Here is an 18,702-nt window from a genome sequence, read left to right as displayed (position 1 = left end):
CGATCGTGAGGAACGCCTGCGGCGAATGGAACCGAGTGCGGGTCCGCACTGGACAGTTTGGAATTCCGTCGCACATCCTTGGAGGAAAAAAGGCCAGACCATGCTGTTGACCATCGACCGTGTTCAGAAAACCTATCCCGGCGGGCGCCCGGTTCTGCGCGACGTGTCGCTGATATTGGATGAAGGGCAGACACTGGCCCTGACCGGCGAAAGCGGCAGTGGCAAAAGCACTCTGCTGAACCTTGCCGCAGCGCTTGACTGTTTTGACAGCGGTGAAATCATCTTGAACCGAACGCCTCTGTCCAATCTGGACGATGCCGGGCGGGCCGAATTGCGGCGCAGTCAGCTTTCGTTGGTGTTTCAGCAGTTCAATCTGATCCCTTCGCTGACCGTTGCGCAGAACCTTTCCTTTCACGCCCGCCTTGCCGGCGCCGAGGATACCGATTGGACCGCGCATCTGACAGAACGCTTGGGCCTGTCCGATCTTTTGGACCGATATCCCGAAAGCCTGTCCGGCGGGCAACAGCAGCGGGTGGCGATTGGTCGTGCCATGGCAGCGCGTCCGAAGCTGCTGTTGGCGGATGAGCCCACGGGCAATCTGGATGAAACCGCCAGCGCAAGGGTTCTGGATCTGATGCTGGCCTTGGTGGCTGATACCGGCGCAGCACTTCTGTTGGTCACGCATTCCCAACAGATTGCGGCCCGACTGGATCGAACCGTCCAGCTCTGCGGTGGTCGTATCCAATGACACGCGCCGTCATTCAGGCTTTGATGTCTCACTGGCGGGTGCACTGGTTGCAACTGGCGACGCTTTTGACAGGCATCGCGTTGGCCACCGGTCTCTGGTCCGCGGTTCAGGCCATCAATGCCGAAGCGCGCGCCAGCTATGCCCGGGCCAACGCGCAGCTTGCCCTTGGGCAGTTCGACGAGCTGCGCAATCCTTCCGGTCTGATCCCGGTTTCTCGTTACGTCGATCTGCGTCGTGCTGGCTGGCAGGTGGCGGCCGTTCTGGAAGGCCCCTATCGTATTCGAGGCCGCACATTGCGCCTGATGGGTGTGGACATGGTCGCCTACCCGGCCCTGCCAGCCGTTACCGAAGCCGACCAAAGCACCGCGCCGACTGAGCCGGCGGACATGCTGACCGCTCCGGGGCGGCTTCTGGTCGCGGAAGAACTCGCGCCGCTGTTGCGCGACCAGAACAACCTTCCGCCGTTTTCACTCACCACGGCGCTGCCACCAGACGTTATCCTGACGGATATCGGCACAGCCGAAGCCCTGCTGAACCAGGCTGGTTTCATCTCGCGCCTCATTGTGTTGCCAGATCAGCCGCGTGATCGCCCCCCCTTGGCCGAAATCGCTCCCGAACTGGAGCGCGCCAGCCCATCCTCGCAAGTCGATACTGCACGGCTGACTGACAGTTTTCACCTGAATCTGTCGGCTTTTGGCCTGTTGTCCTTTGCCGTTGGCCTGTTCATCGTGAACGGCACTGTCGGGCTGGCTTTTGCCCAACGCCGAGGCATGATCCGTACCCTGCGTGCGCTGGGTGTTTCGATGCGGCGGCTGGTCTTCCTGATCCTGACCGAACTGACGGGGCTGGCCCTGATCGGTGGAACCATGGGTCTGCTTCTTGGGTTCTTTCTGGCCGGAGCGTTGTTGCCCGATGTCGCAGCAACCCTTCGCGGTCTGTATGGTGCGCCCGTGACCGGACAGCTGACATTGCACCCCCATTGGGTGTTTGCCGGGATGGCGATGGCTGTCTGCGGTACCTTGTTTGCCAGTGGCCATGCGCTGTGGCGATTGTCTCGTATGCCTCTGCTGGCGGGGCCCGGAGTGCAAGCCTGGCAGGGCAATGCGCGGACACGCCTTGGGACCGGTTTGCTCGGCTTGGCCCTGATCTTCGGCGGTACCATCGCCTATCTCAGCATCGGTGGTCTGGTTGCCGGTTTCGTGCTGTTGGCCGGATTGCTGACCGGTGCCGCGCTTTTGTTGCCCGCGCTTCTGACCTTTGCGCTTTCCGTCTTTGGCAACAGGTCCCGTGGTGCCCTCGCGCAGTGGGTCTGGGCCGACATGCGCGCACAATTGCCCGGGCTGTCGCTTGCCCTGATGGCCCTGTTGCTTGCGCTTGCGGCAAATATCGGTGTGGGCACAATGGTTTCAAGTTTCCGGCTGACCTTTGTCGGCTGGCTCGACCAGCGCCTGACCTCAGAGCTCTATCTGACCGTCCGTGACGAAGAACAGGGGCGCGAGATCACGGAATGGCTGCGGCCACAAGTCGACGCCATCCTTCCAATTCGCAACATAGAACTGTCGCACGAGACGGGCCCCCTGTTTCTGTACGGGGTCATTGACGATCCGGTCTATCGGCAGCACTGGCCGTTGATATCGGCAAACTCGACCGTATGGGACGACGTCATGGCCGGAGACGCGGTGCTGATCAACGAACAACTGGCACGGCGCGCGAATCTCTGGCCCGGAGATACGCTGACACTGCCCCCGGATCACGCACCGACCATTGCCGGGGTTTATTCGGATTATGGAAACCCAACCGGACAAGCCATTGTGTCGATGAGCCAACTTGACCGGATCGCGCCAGGGGCCGAAACTCGACGGTTTGGCATCCGTTTGAACCCCGAGCAGGCGACTGAAATGGCGCAAGCCTTGCGCGAGCGGTTTGCCCTTCCGCGTCAGGCCGTGGTCCAGCAGGCCGCCATGAAGGCGCAATCATTGGCAATCTTCGAAAAGACCTTTGTCGTGACATCGGCGCTCAATGTTCTGACCCTCGGCGTAGCGGGATTTGCCATACTCACCAGCCTGCTGACCCTATGGACCCAGCGCCTGCCTCAGATTGCTCCGGTATGGGCGCTGGGACTGAACCGGGCGCAACTGGCGCGGTTGGAGCTTTTGCGCAGCGTGCTGCTCGCGGCTCTGACCGCGTGTCTGGCGTTGCCGCTTGGTCTGATCCTCGCCTGGGTTCTGTTGGCAGTGATCAATGTGCAAGCCTTTGGCTGGCGGTTGCCGATGTTCGTGTTTCCCTGGGATTGGTTGTGGCTGTTCCTGTTGACCCTGCTGGCCGCCCTGGTTGCAGCGGCCCTGCCCGCGCTGCGCATGTTGCGTCTGCCCCCTGCCGATTTGCTGAAGGTGTTCGCCAATGAACGTTAATGCCCTTTTGGCCGTTCTCGTGTTTTTGTGCCCATCGCCTCTTTGGGCGCAGGGCTATGCAGGTCTTGGAGGGTCGGCGGAAGGATTCGAGGTTCCGCAGGCGGGCTTTGAATTCGACTTTCCCAAAGACCACGGACCTCATCCCGCTTATCGGATCGAATGGTGGTATCTGACGGCCAACCTCAAAGGCGAGGACGGGCGTGACTATGGCATCCAATGGACCCTTTTCCGGTCGGCCCTGAAACCGTTTGAAACAGATGGATGGCAAAGCCCGCAGATCTGGATGGGCCATGCGGCTGTCACCACGCCTGACACCCACTATTTTGCCGAACGCCTGTCGCGTGGGGGGATTGGGCAGGCAGGTGTTGCGTTGCAACCGTTCGAGGCCTGGATCGACGAATGGCGCATGGCCGGACCGGATATGGACACCCTGACCCTGACCGCAAACGGGGCTGATTTCGGGTACGATCTTGCGCTGAGCGCACAAGGCCCGTTGGTGTTTCATGGCCAAGCGGGCTATTCCGTCAAATCCGCCGACGGACAAGCCAGCTATTACTATTCGCAACCCTTCTATTCAGTCGAAGGCGTACTGCACCTGCCGGATGGCGATATGCGCGTCACCGGTCAGGGCTGGCTGGACCGGGAATGGTCTTCGCAACCCCTGGCCGAGGATCAAACCGGCTGGGATTGGTTCTCGCTCAGCTTCGAGGACGGGGACAAGCTGATGGCCTTTCGCTTGCGCGGTGGTCGCGGCGATTTCACTTCGGCCACATGGATCAATTCAGACGGCAGCACCGATGCCATCCCCGACGGATCCGTCAGGCTCGAGCCGCTTGCGACCGATCTGGTGGCAGGGCGCGACGTCCCGACGCAATGGCGCGTCGTGCTTGCGGACCGAGGCATCGACGTCAAGGTATCCGCCCTGACGCCGGACGCCTGGATGGGGACACGTTTTGAATATTGGGAGGGTCCGGTCACGGTCACCGGCAGCCACGAGGGCGTCGGGTATCTCGAGATGACGGGCTACTGACCTGCCTGCGGGAGCCCGAACGGCGGCAGGCGACCGTCGGGGCTCCGGCGCCACTGTGCACAGCATCTGCTTTTCGCGTCAGCGCACCACGTAAACCGAGACGTTGGAATGTCGCACCACGCGTGCCGCATTCGGGCCCAGCAGGTAATCCTTGAAATCCGGCTTGTGGGCTCCGATTACGATCAAATCAGAGCCGGCATTTTCGGCCGTCTTCAATATCTCCTGATAGGCTGTGCCTGTCGCAACCACATGGCGGATGGTTTCGTTGCGCTCGGCCCCCAGGGCCGATACGCAAAGCGCCGTCAGTTTGGCCTGCGCTTCCTCCAACGCCTTGTCGTGAAAATCGGATTCGAAAAACCCCGACACCCAGCTTTCCCCGAAATCGGGCAGCACTGTCACCACGTCAAGTTGCGCCCCTTCCATATCCGCCAGCGCGGCTGCTTTTTGCAGCACCGGTGCATCAATCTCGCCATTGCTGATATCAACGGCACACAGAACGGAACGTGTCATACGAGCACCTCTTGTCTGGCGGCACGGCCGCGTTGCAGGAAAGCGATCAGCCCCAGCAGGATCAGCGCCGGGATATAGACCAGTTGCTTCGGAGGCTGGCTGGACGGCAGGCTGACCGAGCTCAGACGCACGGCCTCGTCACCGTAATAGTCAAAGTTGGCCAGATCTTCGGCAACCGGTGATCCAAACATCGGCTCGTCAAGTTTGACGAGGCCATCCTCTTCCAGCAACAGCAGCCCCATGGCATCGACGCGCGCTTCACCGCCCTCTTCGGATCCGACTGGCACCACAATCGTGGTGTCCACCATCTTGCCGGTGTCAAAATCCGGCCCGCTGATCACCATGCGAACCTCGGTTCCCGGCGGAGTCTGGCCAATGGTTTCGACAAACGCCGCAGGTTCGACCGAAGTGTATGGAGGCGCGATGCGATCCATGAAGAAATCCGGCCTGAACAGGGCGAAGGCCACGGCGATCAGCGCGATACTTTCGTAGATGCGGCTGTGGGTCAAGAAATACCCCATGGTGCCCGCCGTGAAGACAAGGATCGCTATCGTCGCGAAAATCGCCACTATGATCCCTTCGACCCATGTCACATCGATCAGCAGAAGATCGGTGTTGAAAATGAACACGAAGGGCAGCGCAACGGTACGCAGGCTGTAGAAGAACGCCGTGAAACCGGTTTTGATCGCATCACCGCCCGACACGGCCGCGGCGGCAAAGCTGGCCAGCCCGACCGGAGGTGTCACGTCGGCCATGATCCCGAAATAGAACACGAACAGGTGGACAGCGATCAAAGGAACGATCAGCCCGCTTTGGGCGCCCAGCTCAACAACCACCCCGGCCATCAACGAGCTGACAACGATATAGTTCGCGGTTGTTGGCAGACCCATGCCCAGAATCAGGCTGAGCAGCCCGACCATGACCAGCATCAGGATCAGATTGCCGCCCGAAAGGAATTCGACCAGATCGGCCATCACCTGACCAACACCCGTCAACGTGACGGTTCCCACGATCACGCCCGCAGTTGCCGTGGCAAGCGCGATGCCGATCATGTTGCGTGCCCCGTCGATCAGACCTTGCCACAGGTCGGCAACACCATCGATGAAACTGTTGTACAGGTTGCTCTGCCCCCGGAACATCGCTTTCAGCGGCTTCTGCGTCAGCAGGATGACAAACAGCAGCGATGTGGCCCAGAAGGCAGACAGGCCCGGTGACTTCTGTTCGATCATCAGGAAATAGACCAGAACGATGATCGGCAGCAGGTAATGCAGGCCAGCCTTGTAGATATCGGCGATGACCGGCAGTTGCACTTCTTTGGCATTGGGGTCGTCCGGTTCCAGGTCAGGCACCTGTGCCGCCAGATAGAGCAGCGCGACATATACCGCGCAGATAATCAGGCTGAGCACGATCCCAGCGGCCGACGGCACCCAGCTTGTCACGGCATCCACCGGGAATTGTGACCCATAGCAAAGACCTGCAAACACCAGGAAGAAGCCCAGCATCCCCACTACGGTCCGCGCCAGATGCACATCGCGGTCGCCCAGCGTGGGCATGTTCCGCTTCACGGCCTCGAGGTGCACGATGTAAACCAGTGCGATGTAGGAAATCGCGGCCGGCAGGAATGCATGGGTGATCACCTCGACATATGAGATGCCCACATACTCCACCATCAGGAATGCAGCGGCCCCCATCACCGGCGGCATGATCTGCCCGTTGACCGAACTGGCAACCTCGACCGACCCCGCTTGTTCACTGCTGAACCCGACACGCTTCATCAGCGGTATGGTGAATGTGCCGGTGGTGACAACATTGGCAATCGACGAGCCTGAGATCAGGCCGGTCGCAGCCGAGCCCACAACCGCCGCCTTGGCCGGACCACCACGCAGGTGGCCCAGGGCCCCAAAGGCCATCTTGATAAAGTAGTTCCCTGCCCCGGCTTTATCCAGCAATGCGCCAAACAGCACGAACAGGAAGACGAATTTCGTGGAAACACCCAGTGCGATACCAAACACGCCCTCGGACGTGATCCACATGTGGCTCATCGCCTTTTTCAGGCTCGCGCCCTTCCAGCGGATAACTTCGGGCACCCATTCCGAGGCACCGAAGAACACATAGGCCAAAAATATGGTCGCGATAATTGCCATGGCCGGGCCAAGCGCACGGCGCGCGGCCTCGAACAACAGCACCAGGCCAAGCAACGCAACCCATTTGTCGGTGTCGTCGGCCAAACCGCCCGCATTGACGATCTTGTCATAGAAGAAATAGCCGTACAGCGCGACGAACGCGCCCACCAACCCCATGATCCAATCCTGAACCGGAATATAGTTCCGGGGGCTGGATTTGAGCGCCGGATAAGCGGCAAAGGCCAGAAACAAAGCAAAAGCCAGATGGAATTGCCGTGCATTGTTCACGACGCTTCCGGGCAAGACATAATTCGCCAGGGGCGAGGCCAGAACAACTTGAAATATCGACCAGATCGCGGCCACGACCGCCAGGAAAACGCCCACGTTCCCGACCGGATTGCGCCCTCCGGCGTCAGAAGATGCAACCAGATCCTGAAGCTCTTCTTCGGAAAGCGGACGATTGGATTGAGTGTCGGAATTCATCAAATGTCTCCCCGTCGCGGCCATTGTTCGGCCTTCTGAAATCCCGTTTCACACGGGTTTTGTGCAGGGCGCCCTTGGGCACCCTGCGTCAGGTCTGGTTTACTGAATCCAGCCTTTTTCTTTGTAGTACTTCTCGGCGCCCGGATGCAGTGGAGCCGACAGGCCATCCGCAATCATCTCTTCGGGCTTCAGGTTCGCAAACGCCGGGTGCAGCTTTTTGAAGTCATCGAAGTTTTCAAAGACCGAGCTGACGACAGCGTAAACCGCATCTTCCGATACATCGGCCGAGGTCACGAAGGTCGCGCCCACACCAAAGGTCGAGGTGTCTTCGTCAGACCCGCGGTACATGCCACCGGGAATGGTTGCCTTGCGGTAGAACGAGTTTTCGTTGACCAGCTTGTCCACGGCCTCACCGCTGACGTTCACCAGAACCGAGTCACACGCGGTGGTGGCTTCCTGAATCGAACCTGAGGGGTGGCCAACGGTGTACACCATCGCGTCGATTTGGTTGTCGCACAGGGCTGCCGACTGTTCAGCCGCTTTCAGCTCGGTCGCCAGTTCGAAATCATCTGTGGTCCAGCCCATCTCGCCCAGCAGAACTTCCATGGTGCCGCGCTGACCGGAACCGGGGTTGCCGATGTTGACGCGCTTGCCCTTCAGGTCTTCAAAGTTGGTGATGCCGGAATCGGCGCGGGCCACCACGGTGAAGGGTTCGGGGTGCACCGAGAACACGGCCCGCAGGCCTTCGAACGGGCCGGCTTCTTCGAATTTCGAGGTGCCGTTATAGGCGTGGTACTGCCAGTCGGACTGGGCCACACCGAACTCCAGCTCGCCTTCGCGGATGGTGTTGATGTTGTAGACTGAACCACCGGTCGATTCGACCGAGCAGCGCACGCCGTGCTCTTTCCGGCCTTTGTTGACCAGACGACAGATCGCGCCGCCGGTCGGATAGTAAACGCCGGTTACACCGCCGGTACCGATCGTAATGAACTCTTCGGCATATGCCGCCGGAGCCAGAAGGGCTGCGGTGACGAAGGCGCCGACGCTCAGTTTGCTGCTGTTTTTCATCTGTTAACTCCCACTTTTTTTGTCTGGCAGTTGGAAATCAAGTTTGATCACCTGCTCAGGGAAGCGTGCCGATAATACAAACCGGCCCGCATCGCAACGGCTACAAATCTTTGAATTTCCCAATTTCTCCCAACCCTTTCGAGGTTTCATTCAGATACCCGCAATGTCAAGGCCGGCACCGGTCTGACCTGCGCCAATTCGCATATATGAGCATAAATCCTGAACTTTCCCCATCAGTTCACAGCGAGCCGTCTGGGTTCATGCAGTCACTCCAAATCCAAAACCTGACCTCATTCCTGGCGCAAATCACCGCGAAACAGAGCGAACCGCGTTTCGGATAAGGAGGCAGGGCATATCACGTTTGTACGTTCTGGCGAATCTGACAAAGGCCCTTTAACACCAACCCGGTTCAAGATCCCCCCCGGCCGGGGGCCTGATGATCTGTCGTTGAAGCAGGCCCGGAACGTCGTGGCATTCACGGACTGCTACAGAGGACCTCAAACAGGACATGAAGATCTAGGTTGCGGATCATCACCTTGATCACGGCACCCCGCCAAGAGGACGGACGGTGTTCTGAGTTTGTCGGAACTGTGGTGCCCAAGGAGAGACTCGAACTCTCACGCCCGTGAAGGCGGGGGATTTTGAATCCCCTGCGTCTACCATTCCGCCACTTGGGCCACGAACACTGGATTAGCGCCCATCCGAGCGAAGGTCCAGAGGCAAAAACCATCCAATATTCCATTTGTTTCGCCCTCGACTGTTGACGGTCCGTCAGGCGCATGGTTTGGCTGGGCTTCAGACCGAAAACGGGATTTGAGTGCTTTATGTTACGATCGCTTTATGACTGGACCATTCGTCTGGCCGAACACCCTCACGCGCTGTGGGCGCTGGCCATCGTGGCTTTCATCGAAAGTTCGTTCTTCCCGATTCCCCCCGATGTGTTGATGATTCCGATGATTCTGGCCCGCCCGTCCCGGGCGTGGCTGATCGCAACCGTGGCACTGGTGGCTTCGGTTCTGGGGGGCATGCTGGGCTATGCGATTGGTGCGTTTTTCTATGAAAGCATCGGGCAGCCCATTCTGGAATCCATGGGGAAAGCCCATGCCATGGAAGAGTTCAATACCCGGTTCAACGACTTCGGGTTCTGGGCCGTTCTGACGGCGGGTGTGACCCCCTTCCCTTACAAGGTCATCACCATTATGTCCGGCTGGACCGGCATGCCGCTTGGAACCTTCATCGCGACCTCGATTCTGGCCCGCGCCTTGAGGTTCTTCCTGGTCGCAGGTCTGCTCTGGGGATTCGGTGAGCCGATCCGCGACTTCATCGAAAAGCGCCTGGGGCTAATGTTCACTTTGTTCATCATCCTCCTGTTTGGCGGATTCCTGGTGGTGAAATACTTATGACGAGACGTTCGCAACTTGTCGCGGTGGCAAGTCTTGGATCACTGGCCCTTCTTCTGGCCGCTTTTGGCTTTCAGCATCTCGGCGGGCTTGCGCCATGCAAGATGTGCATCTGGCAGCGCTATCCTCATGCAGTGGCCATCGCGATCGGCGCCGTGGCGCTGGCATTGCCAAGGCTGACCTTTCTTCCTTTGCTGGGCGCAGCAGCGGCCGCGACGACTTCGGCGGTGGGTGCATTTCACGCCGGCGTTGAACAAGGTTGGTGGGAAGGCCCAAGCAGCTGCACATCCGGCAGCATCAGCGGTCTGTCCGCTGACGATCTGTTCGATCAAATCATGTCCGCGCCTTTGGTGCGGTGCGATGATATCCCTTGGGAGATGTTCGGCATCTCGATGGCTGGCTGGAACGCTATTGCTTCTGCTGTGCTGGTACTGATCTGGCTGGCCGCATGGAAATCTCGCGCGGCCTAGAACTCGTCCAGCTCTGCATCCCAGTACAGGAAATCGATCCAGCTTTCATGCAGGTGGTTCGGTGGGAATTTCCGTCCGATATTGCGCAACGCTTCGGCATCGGGCTGACGTGGCGGCTTGCGCAAGGTCATCCGAGCCTGGCGCAGCGATTTCGACCCTTTGCGCAGATTGCACGGGCTGCACGCCGCCACCACGTTCTGCCAACTGGTCACACCACCGGCGGCCCGTGGCACCACATGGTCAAAGGTCAGGTTGTCCCGGCTGCCGCAGTACTGGCAGCGGAATTCATCCCGCAAAAATAAATTAAAGCGCGTGAAGGCCACGCGCTTTCTGGGTTTTACATAGTCTTTCAAAACAACGACCGAGGGTATTCGTATCTCGGTGCTTGGGCTGCGGACGACCTCGTCATATTCAGCCACGATATCGACCCGATCCAGCCAGGCCGCCTTGATCGCTTCTTGCCAGGGCCACAGTGACAGCGGGTAATAGGACAAGGGGCGATAATCGGCGTTCAAAACCAGGGCCGGGTGTTGTTTGAGCGCACCCGGCTCCCTTACAAATTCGGTCCTGAAGTCTCCGTCCATCACAGAATCGCTCCTAGCTCTCAGCTGCCCGCTTGTGACACCAGAGCGGGGAGCACCCGCTCCGGTCTTTTTATAACTATATATCGTGTTAAAACTCTGACAAGCCCTGATTTTCCACAATATGTCGCAGACGGGGTAACGCGAATCCGTAACAGGCACATGACAGTTATCCACAGCTTGCACCGGGGGTAATCTTCAGGCTATGCGCAGATCATGTCCTGGTTCATTCGCTTCAACAAACCTTATGATGTTCTGCCGCAGTTCACCGACCGCGCCAATTCGGACAGCCCGCGCAGCACGCTGTCCGATTTCATCGATCTGCCGGGCGTCTATCCGGCGGGCAGGCTGGACCGTGACAGTGAAGGTTTGATACTGCTGACAGATCATGGAAAGCTGCAATCCCAGATCTCTGACCCAAAGCACAAGATGGCCAAAACCTATTGGGTTCAGGTTGAGGGCACCCCCGACGAGGCTGCCCTGAAAACGCTTCGCAACGGGGTCGAATTGAAGGACGGTCTGACCCGTCCTGCCAAAGCCCGCCGGATCGACGAGCCCGAAATGCTCTGGCCGCGCACCCCGCCGATCCGTGAACGCAAGACGGTACCGGACAGCTGGCTTGAACTGACCATACGTGAGGGCAAAAACCGACAGGTGCGTCGGATGACTGCTGCCGTGGGCCTGCCGACGCTGCGCCTGATCCGTTACCGCATCGGAGACTGGACCCTGGATGATCTTGAGCCCGGGCAGTGGGACAGTCTGCCAATGCCGACACTGAACGCGGCCCCTCAACGCAAGCGCGACCGTCGCCCGCGCCGGTGACAGACCCTGCCCCGATCTGCTAAACTGGGGTCATGAAGAAAACGCCTGACATCCCGGCCCCTTCGGCCATTCTGGAAGCGGCGCTCTATGTTGATGACCTGGACGCGGCAGAACAGTTTTACGGCGAAGTTCTTGGGCTCGAACGCATACAACGTGTCGCTGACCGCCATGTATTCTATCGCATTGGCGGGTCGGTCCTGCTGATATTCAATCCCGACCAGACCGAACAACCGCCGCTTGACCCCGGTATGCCGGTTCCGCCCCACGGCGCGCGCGGCCCCGGACATGTGTGTCTTGTGCTGTCACGAGAGGAAATCGCAGTGATGCGCAAACACCTTCTGGACTGGAATATTCCGGTAGATGCCGAGTTTGACTGGCCCGGCGGCGTGCGGTCTTTGTATGTGCGCGACCCGGCCGGAAACTCGGTCGAGTTCGCCGAAGCGCACCTCTGGACTTGATCCGGTGCGGAACGCATGGGCGCTCCGCAGATCAGATTCCAAACACTAAAGGCTCAGCTTGTCGCGCATGAAAGCCAGCGCAACGCTCAGCCCATCCGGGGCGATACCGTGCCCGGTGCCTTTCATGACATGGGCATAGACCTCTTTGAAACCGGCAGCCTGCAAGGCTTCGGCCGCTTCCGGCAGGGATTGTGGCGGAACGACATCATCGGCGTCGCCATGCACCAGCAAGACAGGCATCCGGCTGACGGTTTCATCCACCAACAGATCGGGTTCCAGCAAACGACCTGAAAAGGCTACGATCCCGGCCACGGGGTCTTCCCGCCTCGGCGCAACGTGCAGGCTCATCATGGTGCCTTGGCTGAAGCCAAACAGCACAACCTGTTCGGGCAGAACATCTTCGTCCACCATCAGTGCGTCCAGAAAGGCGTTGAAGTCCTCGACAGCCATTTCCATGCCCCGGCGGGCTTCTTCCTCGGAAGATCCATCGATCCACGGAATCGGGAACCACTGATACCCGTTTGGCATTCCAGGGATCTGCTCGGGGGCGTCGGGGGCCACGAACAACGTATCAGGCAGGTGTTCGCCCAGTGGATCGGCCAAACCCAGCAAATCGGCACCGTTTGCGCCATAGCCATGCACGAACACCACGACCGAGCGCGTATCACCCGAAACAGGCTCTTTCCGGAGCGCATTCAAAACCCGTGTCATCTGATCCCTTCTCTTTGCTTTGCAACCCGGTAATAGGCCCACAGAACCCGCGCCGCAACCGAACGCCAGGGCGACCAGGCCTCGGCCATTTTGCGCAGTTCCTTGTCCGTCGGACGTTCAGGCAAGTCATAGAGGATGCGCGCCGCCTCTTGCAGGGCCAGATCACCGGGTGCGATGACATCTGCGCGACCCAGCGAGAACATGGCATAGATTTCGGCTGTCCAGACACCGATACCCGGAACTTGCGTCAATGTGGCGACGACATCTGCGTCAGTTGCATCGCGCAACGCCTTATAGTCGATGCGTGCCTCGGCCAGAGCCCGCGCATATCGGATCTTCTGACGGCTCAGGCCAACTGCCCGCAGATCATCATCCGTTGCCCACAGGATCTTGCGCGGACCGGTCAACCTGGCATCCTGAAGCCGTTTCCAGATCGCATTGGCCGAAGCCACACTGACTTGCTGACTGACGATTGCACTCAATAATTGCGCAAACCCATCGGGGCGGCGGCGCAGCGGCAAAGGGCCGGTCTGATCCATCGCATACGCCATGCGCGGACAGGTTTGGGCCAGCCATTCAGCCCCTTCGGCAACACAGTCCGGTGTTTCGATGATGCGGCCTGCGGACATGCGGCCTCCCTGCTCTGCTATCTCGGGGCACGTTAGGCGCATGTGACGCAGATGCAACCCGCTTGTGCCTCAAACACTTAGCCGATAACCATTCGCCCATGACCATGATTTCAACCCTTCCGGACGACCGGCAGGCCAAACGCAATGTGGCCGTGCTGGTGGCTGCCCAAGCCATACTGGGCGCGCAGATGCCGATGATGTTCATCGTCGGCGGGCTTGCAGGTCAATCGCTGGCCTCGAACCCCTGCCTGGCGACGCTGCCGATATCCCTGATCGTTCTGGGATCGATGCTGGCAGCCACGCCGATCTCGGCCATCATGCAAAAATGGGGCCGTCGCGTGGGGTTCCTTGTCGGGGCAACCGCCGGTGCACTGGGCGGGCTGATCGGGGCCTATGGCCTGTTTCTGGGCTCGTTCCCCATCTTTCTAGTCGGCAGCCTGCTGACCGGCATCTATATGAGCGCACACGGGTTCTATCGCTTTGCAGCAGCAGACACCGCTTCAGACGATTTCCGCCCCAAGGCGATTTCATATGTCATGGCGGGCGGATTGGCGGCCGCCATCATTGGGCCTCAGATCGTGAAGCTGACGTCTGAAGCATACGTCATCCCGTTTCTGGGAACATATATGGCCGTAATCGGCATCAACGTTCTGGGCTCGGCGCTGTTCTTCTTTCTCGACATTCCGACGCCTGCGAAACCTGCGGCTGATGAACCCAAGGGGCGGTCACGGATCGAGCTGTTGAAAACGCCCCGCATTGCCGTCGCGATCATCTGTGCCATGGTGTCTTATGCGCTGATGAATCTCGTCATGACCTCGACACCGCTTGCGGTTGTCGGATGTGGGTTTTCGGCCAATGACGCGGCGGATATCGTGACAAGTCACGTGCTGGCAATGTATGTTCCCAGCTTCTTCACCGGGCACCTGATCGCCCGATTTGGCATTGAAAAGATCGTCGCTCTGGGCCTGGCCATACTTGCCGCATCAGGAGTGATTGCGCTGCAAGGCGTTGAATTGGGGAACTTTTTTGTTGCCCTCGTCCTTCTGGGCATTGGTTGGAATTTCGGCTTCATCGGCGCGACCACGATGCTGGCCGCATCTCATGAACCGCAAGAGCGTGGTCGGATGCAGGGCCTCAATGACCTGCTGGTGTTTGGCGGTGTGACACTTGCATCGCTGGCCTCGGGCGGGTTGATGAACTGCTCGGGCGGATCCGCGATCGAGGGGTGGAACGCCGTCAACCTGGCCATGATCCCCTTGCTGACACTGGCAGGTGGCGCATTGCTGTGGCTGGTTCTGCGCCCGGCCGATCCCGAAAGGGTCTGATCACCAGCGCCCGCTGCCGACGGTCCACATCAGGGACAGTCGCTGACGCATTTCGCCTGGTTCAAGCGTTCCGGCCGCCACCCGCTCGGGTTGGGCGATGGCCTGCTTCAGCACCCGTTCCGCCAACCAGCCTGCATACAGCGCGGGACGCGCCTCAGGTGCGATGTCGCCCCGGTTTGATCGCGCCTTGCGCAATCGGTCCAAAGCGTATTGGGCCAGTTGCTGAACGCCGCCCGTCGTACCATCCAGCAAAGGTACGCGCCCCCGCTTTTCCAGTTCGGGAATGGCGCGGAACCAATTTGCCACACCGACTCCGTACCCGAAATCGCGCAACACGCTTTCATTCGCCACACCCAGCGCCTGCGCAGAGGCGACGAAAAGAGATCCGGAACTGTGGTTGATATAGGCGTCAAAATGTTCCTGATCCTCGAACGGATCCCGGTATATTTCCCAACGTCTTACGGCAACAAATTCATCCAGTACGCCTGCCAGATGCGGCGACAGGACCCGCGACAGAGGCGTCACCACCTCGTGCCGCCGCACCGCGGACCCTTCTGCAATCTCCTGCAACGCGTCGCGCCACCATTGCAGCCGCATTTCGGCAATCATGGCCTCTTGCGTCACCCATGGCGCGCGGGCGACTTCGACATTCAACGCATAGATCGGAAACAAAACCACGCGAGCCGCGACCGGAGCAGCCATCGTCGCGCGGAACCGGTCAGGATCCGCTCGCTGAACCAGCGCGGCGCAGGCTTTGACATCATCGTCGAAGGTCACACTCACTCGGCTGCTGCCTTTTGCGGATCGCAATCACGGACCAGTTTCCACTGGATCGCATCCAGCAGCGCCTCAAAGGACGCATCAACTATGTTCGCACTGACACCCACCGTCGACCAGCGCCGCCCCTGGCCGTCTTCGCTGTCGATGATGACGCGGGTCACCGCTTCGGTCCCGCCCTGGGTGATACGGACCTTGAAATCGACAAGGCGCATGTCTGACAAAATCTGCGAATACTGGCCCAAATCCTTCGCCAGCGCCTTGGCCAGCGCGTTCACAGGCCCCCTGTCGTTTCCGGAGTCGTCCATGGACTCGCTGACCGACAGTTTCTTTTCACCGTCCACTTTGACCACGACGACAGCCTCGGACAGGCTGACCATCTTGTTGTATTTGTTCTTCCGACGCTCAACAGTGACCTTGTAGCGCTTGACCTCGAAGAATTCAGGCAGTTGTCCCAGTTCATCCCGCGCCAACAGTTCGAAACTGGCCTGCGCGGTGTCGTAGGAATACCCTTCCGCTTCACGATCCTTGATCCGCTCTAGGATGCGGCCCAATGCGGGATCACCGGCTTTGACGCTCAGCCCCGCCTCGGTCAGGCGTTTGCGCAGGTTCGACTGACCCGCCTGGTTCGACATCGGAATGATACGTTCATTGCCTATGCTCGCCGGGTCTACATGTTCGTAAGTCGATGGGTCCTTCAGGATCGCGCTGGCGTGCAACCCCGCCTTATGCGCAAAAGCCGACGCGCCCACATAAGCCGCCTGCTTGCTGGGGACCCGGTTCAGGACATCGTCCAACATGCGGCTGATGCGGGTCAGCCCGGCCAGCGCATCAGGGCTGACGCCGGTTTCGAACTGCGAGGCATAGGGTTCTTTCAGCAGTAATGTCGGGATCAGCGCCGTCAGGTTTGCGTTGCCGCAGCGTTCTCCCAGACCATTCAGCGTTCCCTGAATTTGCCGTGCACCTGCTTCGACCGCTGCCAGAGAACAGGCCACCGCGTTCTCGGTATCGTTATGGGTGTGGATTCCCAACCGTTCACCCGGCAGACCGGCCGCGATCACTTCGGACACGATCCGCCCAACCTCGGACGGCAACGCGCCACCGTTGGTGTCACACAGCACAACCCATCGCGCGCCCGCCTCCAGCGCTGCCCGGCAAACTTGTGTCGCGTATTCGGGGTTGTCCTTGTACCCGTCAAAGAAATGTTCGGCATCGAACAGCGCCTCGCGCCCTTGCGCCACGATATGCGCCAGCGAAGCACGAACGTTTTCCGTGTTCTCGTCAAGCGAAATGCCAAGCGCATGGGTCACGTGATAATCATGCGACTTGCCAACCAGACAAACGGCCTGTGTTCCCGCGTTCATCACCGCAGCCAGCACATCGTCATTCTCGGCCGAGCGCCCCGCCCGCTTGGTCATGCCAAAGGCCGTCAAGCGGGCCGCGGTCTTTGGCGCCGCCTCGAAAAACGCGCTGTCGGTGGGGTTGGCGCCGGGCCAGCCGCCTTCGATGTAGTCCACCCCCAGCGCGTCCAGCGCCTGTGCGATCTGCACTTTTTCAGCGGTCGAAAACTGCACGCCCTGGGTCTGCTGCCCATCACGCAGCGTCGTGTCATAAAGATAGAGGCGTTTTCTGGTCATCAGACCTCCTCCAGCTTGGCGGCATCAAAACCGGCGCCCGGCACCAGTTCAACACCTTCCTTGCTCATTCGAACCTCAAGCCCTGCCGCAACATACGCCGCCTTGAGGCGGTCGACCTCCGAGAAATCCTTGTTTTCCATTGCAGATACGCGGGCCTTTGCCAAGCGATCTGCATGGGCACTCAGGTCTATGGACGCCGTGTCCGCCCAGCCCCCCATCTGGGGCAGCAGCAAACCCAGTATTTGTGCGCTTGCCAGCAATCCCGCAGCGTCTCCATCTGACGCCAGACGGTAAAGCTCGGCCATGGCACCTGCTGTGTTCAGATCGTCACTCAGCGCTGCGATCACTTCAGGTGCCGCGCTGGCAGCGGGTTCGATGCCCGATGTCAGCGCCCGCCACTTGCGCAGCGTCGCCTCTGCTTCGCGGGCCTTTTTCTCGGTCCAGTCCATCGGCTTGCGATAATGCGTCTGCAAAAAGACAAAGCGGATCACTTCGCCCGGAACACCCTGCTCCAGAAGATCATGCACGGTAAAGAAATTGCCCAGCGATTTGGACATCTTCTTGCCTTCGACCTGCAACATCTCGTTATGCAGCCAGACCCGCGCGAATTCACCGTGCGGGTGTGCGCATTTGCTCTGGGCGATCTCGTTCTCGTGGTGCGGGAACATCAGGTCGTTGCCGCCACCATGGATATCAAAACTCTCGCCCAGCAACTCATAGCTCATGGCCGAGCATTCGATGTGCCAGCCCGGGCGTCCCCGCCCCCATGGGCTGTCCCAGCCCGGCAGCTCATCGGTCGAGGGTTTCCACAGAACGAAATCCATCGGGTTCTTCTTGTAGGGCGCCACCTCGACCCGCGCGCCGGCGATCATGTCATCCACCGAGCGTCCCGACAGCTTGCCGTAGCTTTCTTTCCAGCTATCCACCGCGAACAGAACATGGCCTTCGGCGGCATAGGCATGACCCTTAGCGATCAGGTCTTCGATCATCGCGATCATCTGCGCGATGAACTGGGTCGCGCGCGGCATCTCGTTCGGCTCCAACGTGCCCAAAGCGCCCATATCATGCAGGTACCAGCCGATGGTTTCATCCGACCGTTGCTGCACCAATTGTTCCAGCGTACCTTCCGCGCCCGCCTGTTTGCGGGCCAGCGCCGTGGCGTTGATCTTGTCGTCTACGTCGGTGAAGTTGCGCACATAGGTCACGTGTTCTGCGCCATAGACATGGCGCAACAGACGATACAGCACATCGAACACCACCACCGGGCGGGCATTGCCCAGATGGGCGCGGTCATAGACCGTCGGACCACAGACATACATCCGCACGTTATCAGGGTCGATCGGTACGAAATCTTCCTTCGTCCGCGTCCGCGTGTTGTGCAGCTTGATCGTCGTCATCGGTCGGGCTCCTAGAAAACAGCAAAGGCTTGCGCGTTGGCGCGGGCTTAGCAACTTGTCTCAGGGATGAAAACGAAAGAAACCGGCCCGCTTGATAAATCAGCAGGTAATGCAGCAGATAA

Annotated in this window: 17 protein-coding genes and 1 tRNA gene; 8 read left to right on the top strand and 10 right to left on the bottom strand. The window is 59.6% G+C overall.

Going from position 1 to position 18,702, the window contains the following annotated elements; all coding sequences use genetic code 11:
• The first annotated feature begins 100 nt into the window (after positions 1-100).
• The 3 genes from ACR0C6_RS04290 to ACR0C6_RS04280 are packed head-to-tail and all read left to right on the top strand — an operon-like array spanning position 101 to position 4,189.
• On the top strand, positions 101-748 hold the full coding sequence (locus ACR0C6_RS04290) for an ABC transporter ATP-binding protein (RefSeq protein ID WP_480618365.1): 648 nt from the start codon (positions 101-103) through the stop codon (positions 746-748).
• Positions 745-3,159 (top strand): ABC transporter permease, encoded by a 2,415-nt coding sequence (locus ACR0C6_RS04285; protein WP_480618364.1) that lies wholly within the window; start codon positions 745-747, stop codon positions 3,157-3,159. Before ACR0C6_RS04290 ends, ACR0C6_RS04285 begins: the two co-directional genes overlap by 4 nt.
• Positions 3,149-4,189 carry a lipocalin-like domain-containing protein gene (locus ACR0C6_RS04280; protein ID WP_480618363.1) on the top strand — a complete coding sequence of 347 codons (1,041 nt, stop codon included), beginning with the start codon at positions 3,149-3,151 and terminating at the stop codon, positions 4,187-4,189. Before ACR0C6_RS04285 ends, ACR0C6_RS04280 begins: the two co-directional genes overlap by 11 nt.
• Before the next feature lie 78 nt (positions 4,190-4,267).
• Here ACR0C6_RS04280 and ACR0C6_RS04275 read toward each other — a convergent pair whose 3' ends face one another.
• The 4 genes from ACR0C6_RS04275 to ACR0C6_RS04260 form a co-directional block, all read right to left on the bottom strand.
• Positions 4,268-4,699, bottom strand: a complete 432-nt coding sequence (locus ACR0C6_RS04275) for a universal stress protein (protein ID WP_152458067.1) — start codon at positions 4,697-4,699, stop codon at positions 4,268-4,270.
• The gene (locus ACR0C6_RS04270) at positions 4,696-7,305 is read right to left on the bottom strand and encodes a TRAP transporter permease (RefSeq protein ID WP_480618361.1); all 2,610 of its coding nucleotides are present in this window, start codon (positions 7,303-7,305) and stop codon (positions 4,696-4,698) included. Before ACR0C6_RS04270 ends, ACR0C6_RS04275 begins: the two co-directional genes overlap by 4 nt.
• A gap of 99 nt (positions 7,306-7,404) precedes the next feature.
• Positions 7,405-8,373 (bottom strand): TAXI family TRAP transporter solute-binding subunit, encoded by a 969-nt coding sequence (locus tag ACR0C6_RS04265; RefSeq protein ID WP_152458069.1) that lies wholly within the window; start codon positions 8,371-8,373, stop codon positions 7,405-7,407.
• 591 nt (positions 8,374-8,964) lie between these two features.
• Positions 8,965-9,050, bottom strand: a tRNA-Leu gene (locus ACR0C6_RS04260).
• A gap of 147 nt (positions 9,051-9,197) precedes the next feature.
• On the opposite strand from ACR0C6_RS04260, the gene ACR0C6_RS04255 reads away from it, so the two are divergent.
• Positions 9,198-9,776 (top strand): YqaA family protein, encoded by a 579-nt coding sequence (locus ACR0C6_RS04255; protein WP_480445206.1) that lies wholly within the window; start codon positions 9,198-9,200, stop codon positions 9,774-9,776.
• Complete coding sequence (locus tag ACR0C6_RS04250) at positions 9,773-10,243, top strand: disulfide bond formation protein B (protein WP_224855945.1); 471 nt, start codon at positions 9,773-9,775, stop codon at positions 10,241-10,243. The genes ACR0C6_RS04255 and ACR0C6_RS04250 overlap by 4 nt, the downstream gene beginning before the upstream one ends.
• Here the strand turns inward: ACR0C6_RS04250 and ACR0C6_RS04245 are convergent.
• Positions 10,240-10,827, bottom strand: a complete 588-nt coding sequence (locus ACR0C6_RS04245; RefSeq protein ID WP_152458073.1) for an HNH endonuclease — start codon at positions 10,825-10,827, stop codon at positions 10,240-10,242. The genes ACR0C6_RS04250 and ACR0C6_RS04245 overlap by 4 nt on opposite strands.
• Positions 10,828-11,040: 213 nt before the next feature.
• Between ACR0C6_RS04245 and ACR0C6_RS04240 the strand changes: the two genes are divergently transcribed.
• Both ACR0C6_RS04240 and ACR0C6_RS04235 read left to right on the top strand, forming a co-directional pair.
• On the top strand, positions 11,041-11,646 hold the full coding sequence (locus tag ACR0C6_RS04240) for an rRNA large subunit pseudouridine synthase E (protein ID WP_480445207.1): 606 nt from the start codon (positions 11,041-11,043) through the stop codon (positions 11,644-11,646).
• A 32-nt stretch (positions 11,647-11,678) separates the two neighbouring features.
• Positions 11,679-12,104 (top strand): VOC family protein, encoded by a 426-nt coding sequence (locus ACR0C6_RS04235; RefSeq protein ID WP_171632270.1) that lies wholly within the window; start codon positions 11,679-11,681, stop codon positions 12,102-12,104.
• 45 nt (positions 12,105-12,149) lie between these two features.
• On the opposite strand, the gene ACR0C6_RS04230 is transcribed toward ACR0C6_RS04235, so the two are convergent.
• Both ACR0C6_RS04230 and ACR0C6_RS04225 read right to left on the bottom strand, forming a co-directional pair.
• A complete protein-coding gene (locus ACR0C6_RS04230) occupies positions 12,150-12,815 on the bottom strand; it encodes an alpha/beta hydrolase (protein WP_152458076.1) in 666 nt (221 codons plus the stop codon).
• The gene (locus ACR0C6_RS04225) at positions 12,812-13,444 is read right to left on the bottom strand and encodes a DNA-3-methyladenine glycosylase family protein (protein WP_480445209.1); all 633 of its coding nucleotides are present in this window, start codon (positions 13,442-13,444) and stop codon (positions 12,812-12,814) included. Before ACR0C6_RS04225 ends, ACR0C6_RS04230 begins: the two co-directional genes overlap by 4 nt.
• Before the next feature lie 98 nt (positions 13,445-13,542).
• Between ACR0C6_RS04225 and ACR0C6_RS04220 the strand changes: the two genes are divergently transcribed.
• Positions 13,543-14,769, top strand: a complete 1,227-nt coding sequence (locus ACR0C6_RS04220; protein ID WP_480618360.1) for an MFS transporter — start codon at positions 13,543-13,545, stop codon at positions 14,767-14,769.
• On the opposite strand, the gene ACR0C6_RS04215 is transcribed toward ACR0C6_RS04220, so the two are convergent.
• The 3 genes from ACR0C6_RS04215 to cysS are packed head-to-tail and all read right to left on the bottom strand — an operon-like array spanning position 14,770 to position 18,580.
• Positions 14,770-15,546, bottom strand: coding sequence for a squalene/phytoene synthase family protein (locus tag ACR0C6_RS04215; RefSeq protein WP_480446174.1), 777 nt, complete (start codon positions 15,544-15,546; stop codon positions 14,770-14,772). It abuts the gene before it with no gap.
• A 2-nt stretch (positions 15,547-15,548) separates the two neighbouring features.
• The gene (cimA, locus tag ACR0C6_RS04210) at positions 15,549-17,183 is read right to left on the bottom strand and encodes a citramalate synthase (RefSeq protein WP_480618359.1); all 1,635 of its coding nucleotides are present in this window, start codon (positions 17,181-17,183) and stop codon (positions 15,549-15,551) included.
• Positions 17,183-18,580 (bottom strand): cysteine--tRNA ligase, encoded by a 1,398-nt coding sequence (gene cysS, locus ACR0C6_RS04205; RefSeq protein WP_480618358.1) that lies wholly within the window; start codon positions 18,578-18,580, stop codon positions 17,183-17,185. Before cysS ends, cimA begins: the two co-directional genes overlap by 1 nt.
• Positions 18,581-18,702: the final 122 nt, after the last annotated feature.

It is taken from the genome of Ruegeria sp. AL12 (genome assembly GCF_056540885.1).
The sequence above is the reverse complement of the archived record's forward strand: the minus strand, read 5'-3'. Positions and strand labels throughout refer to the sequence as shown.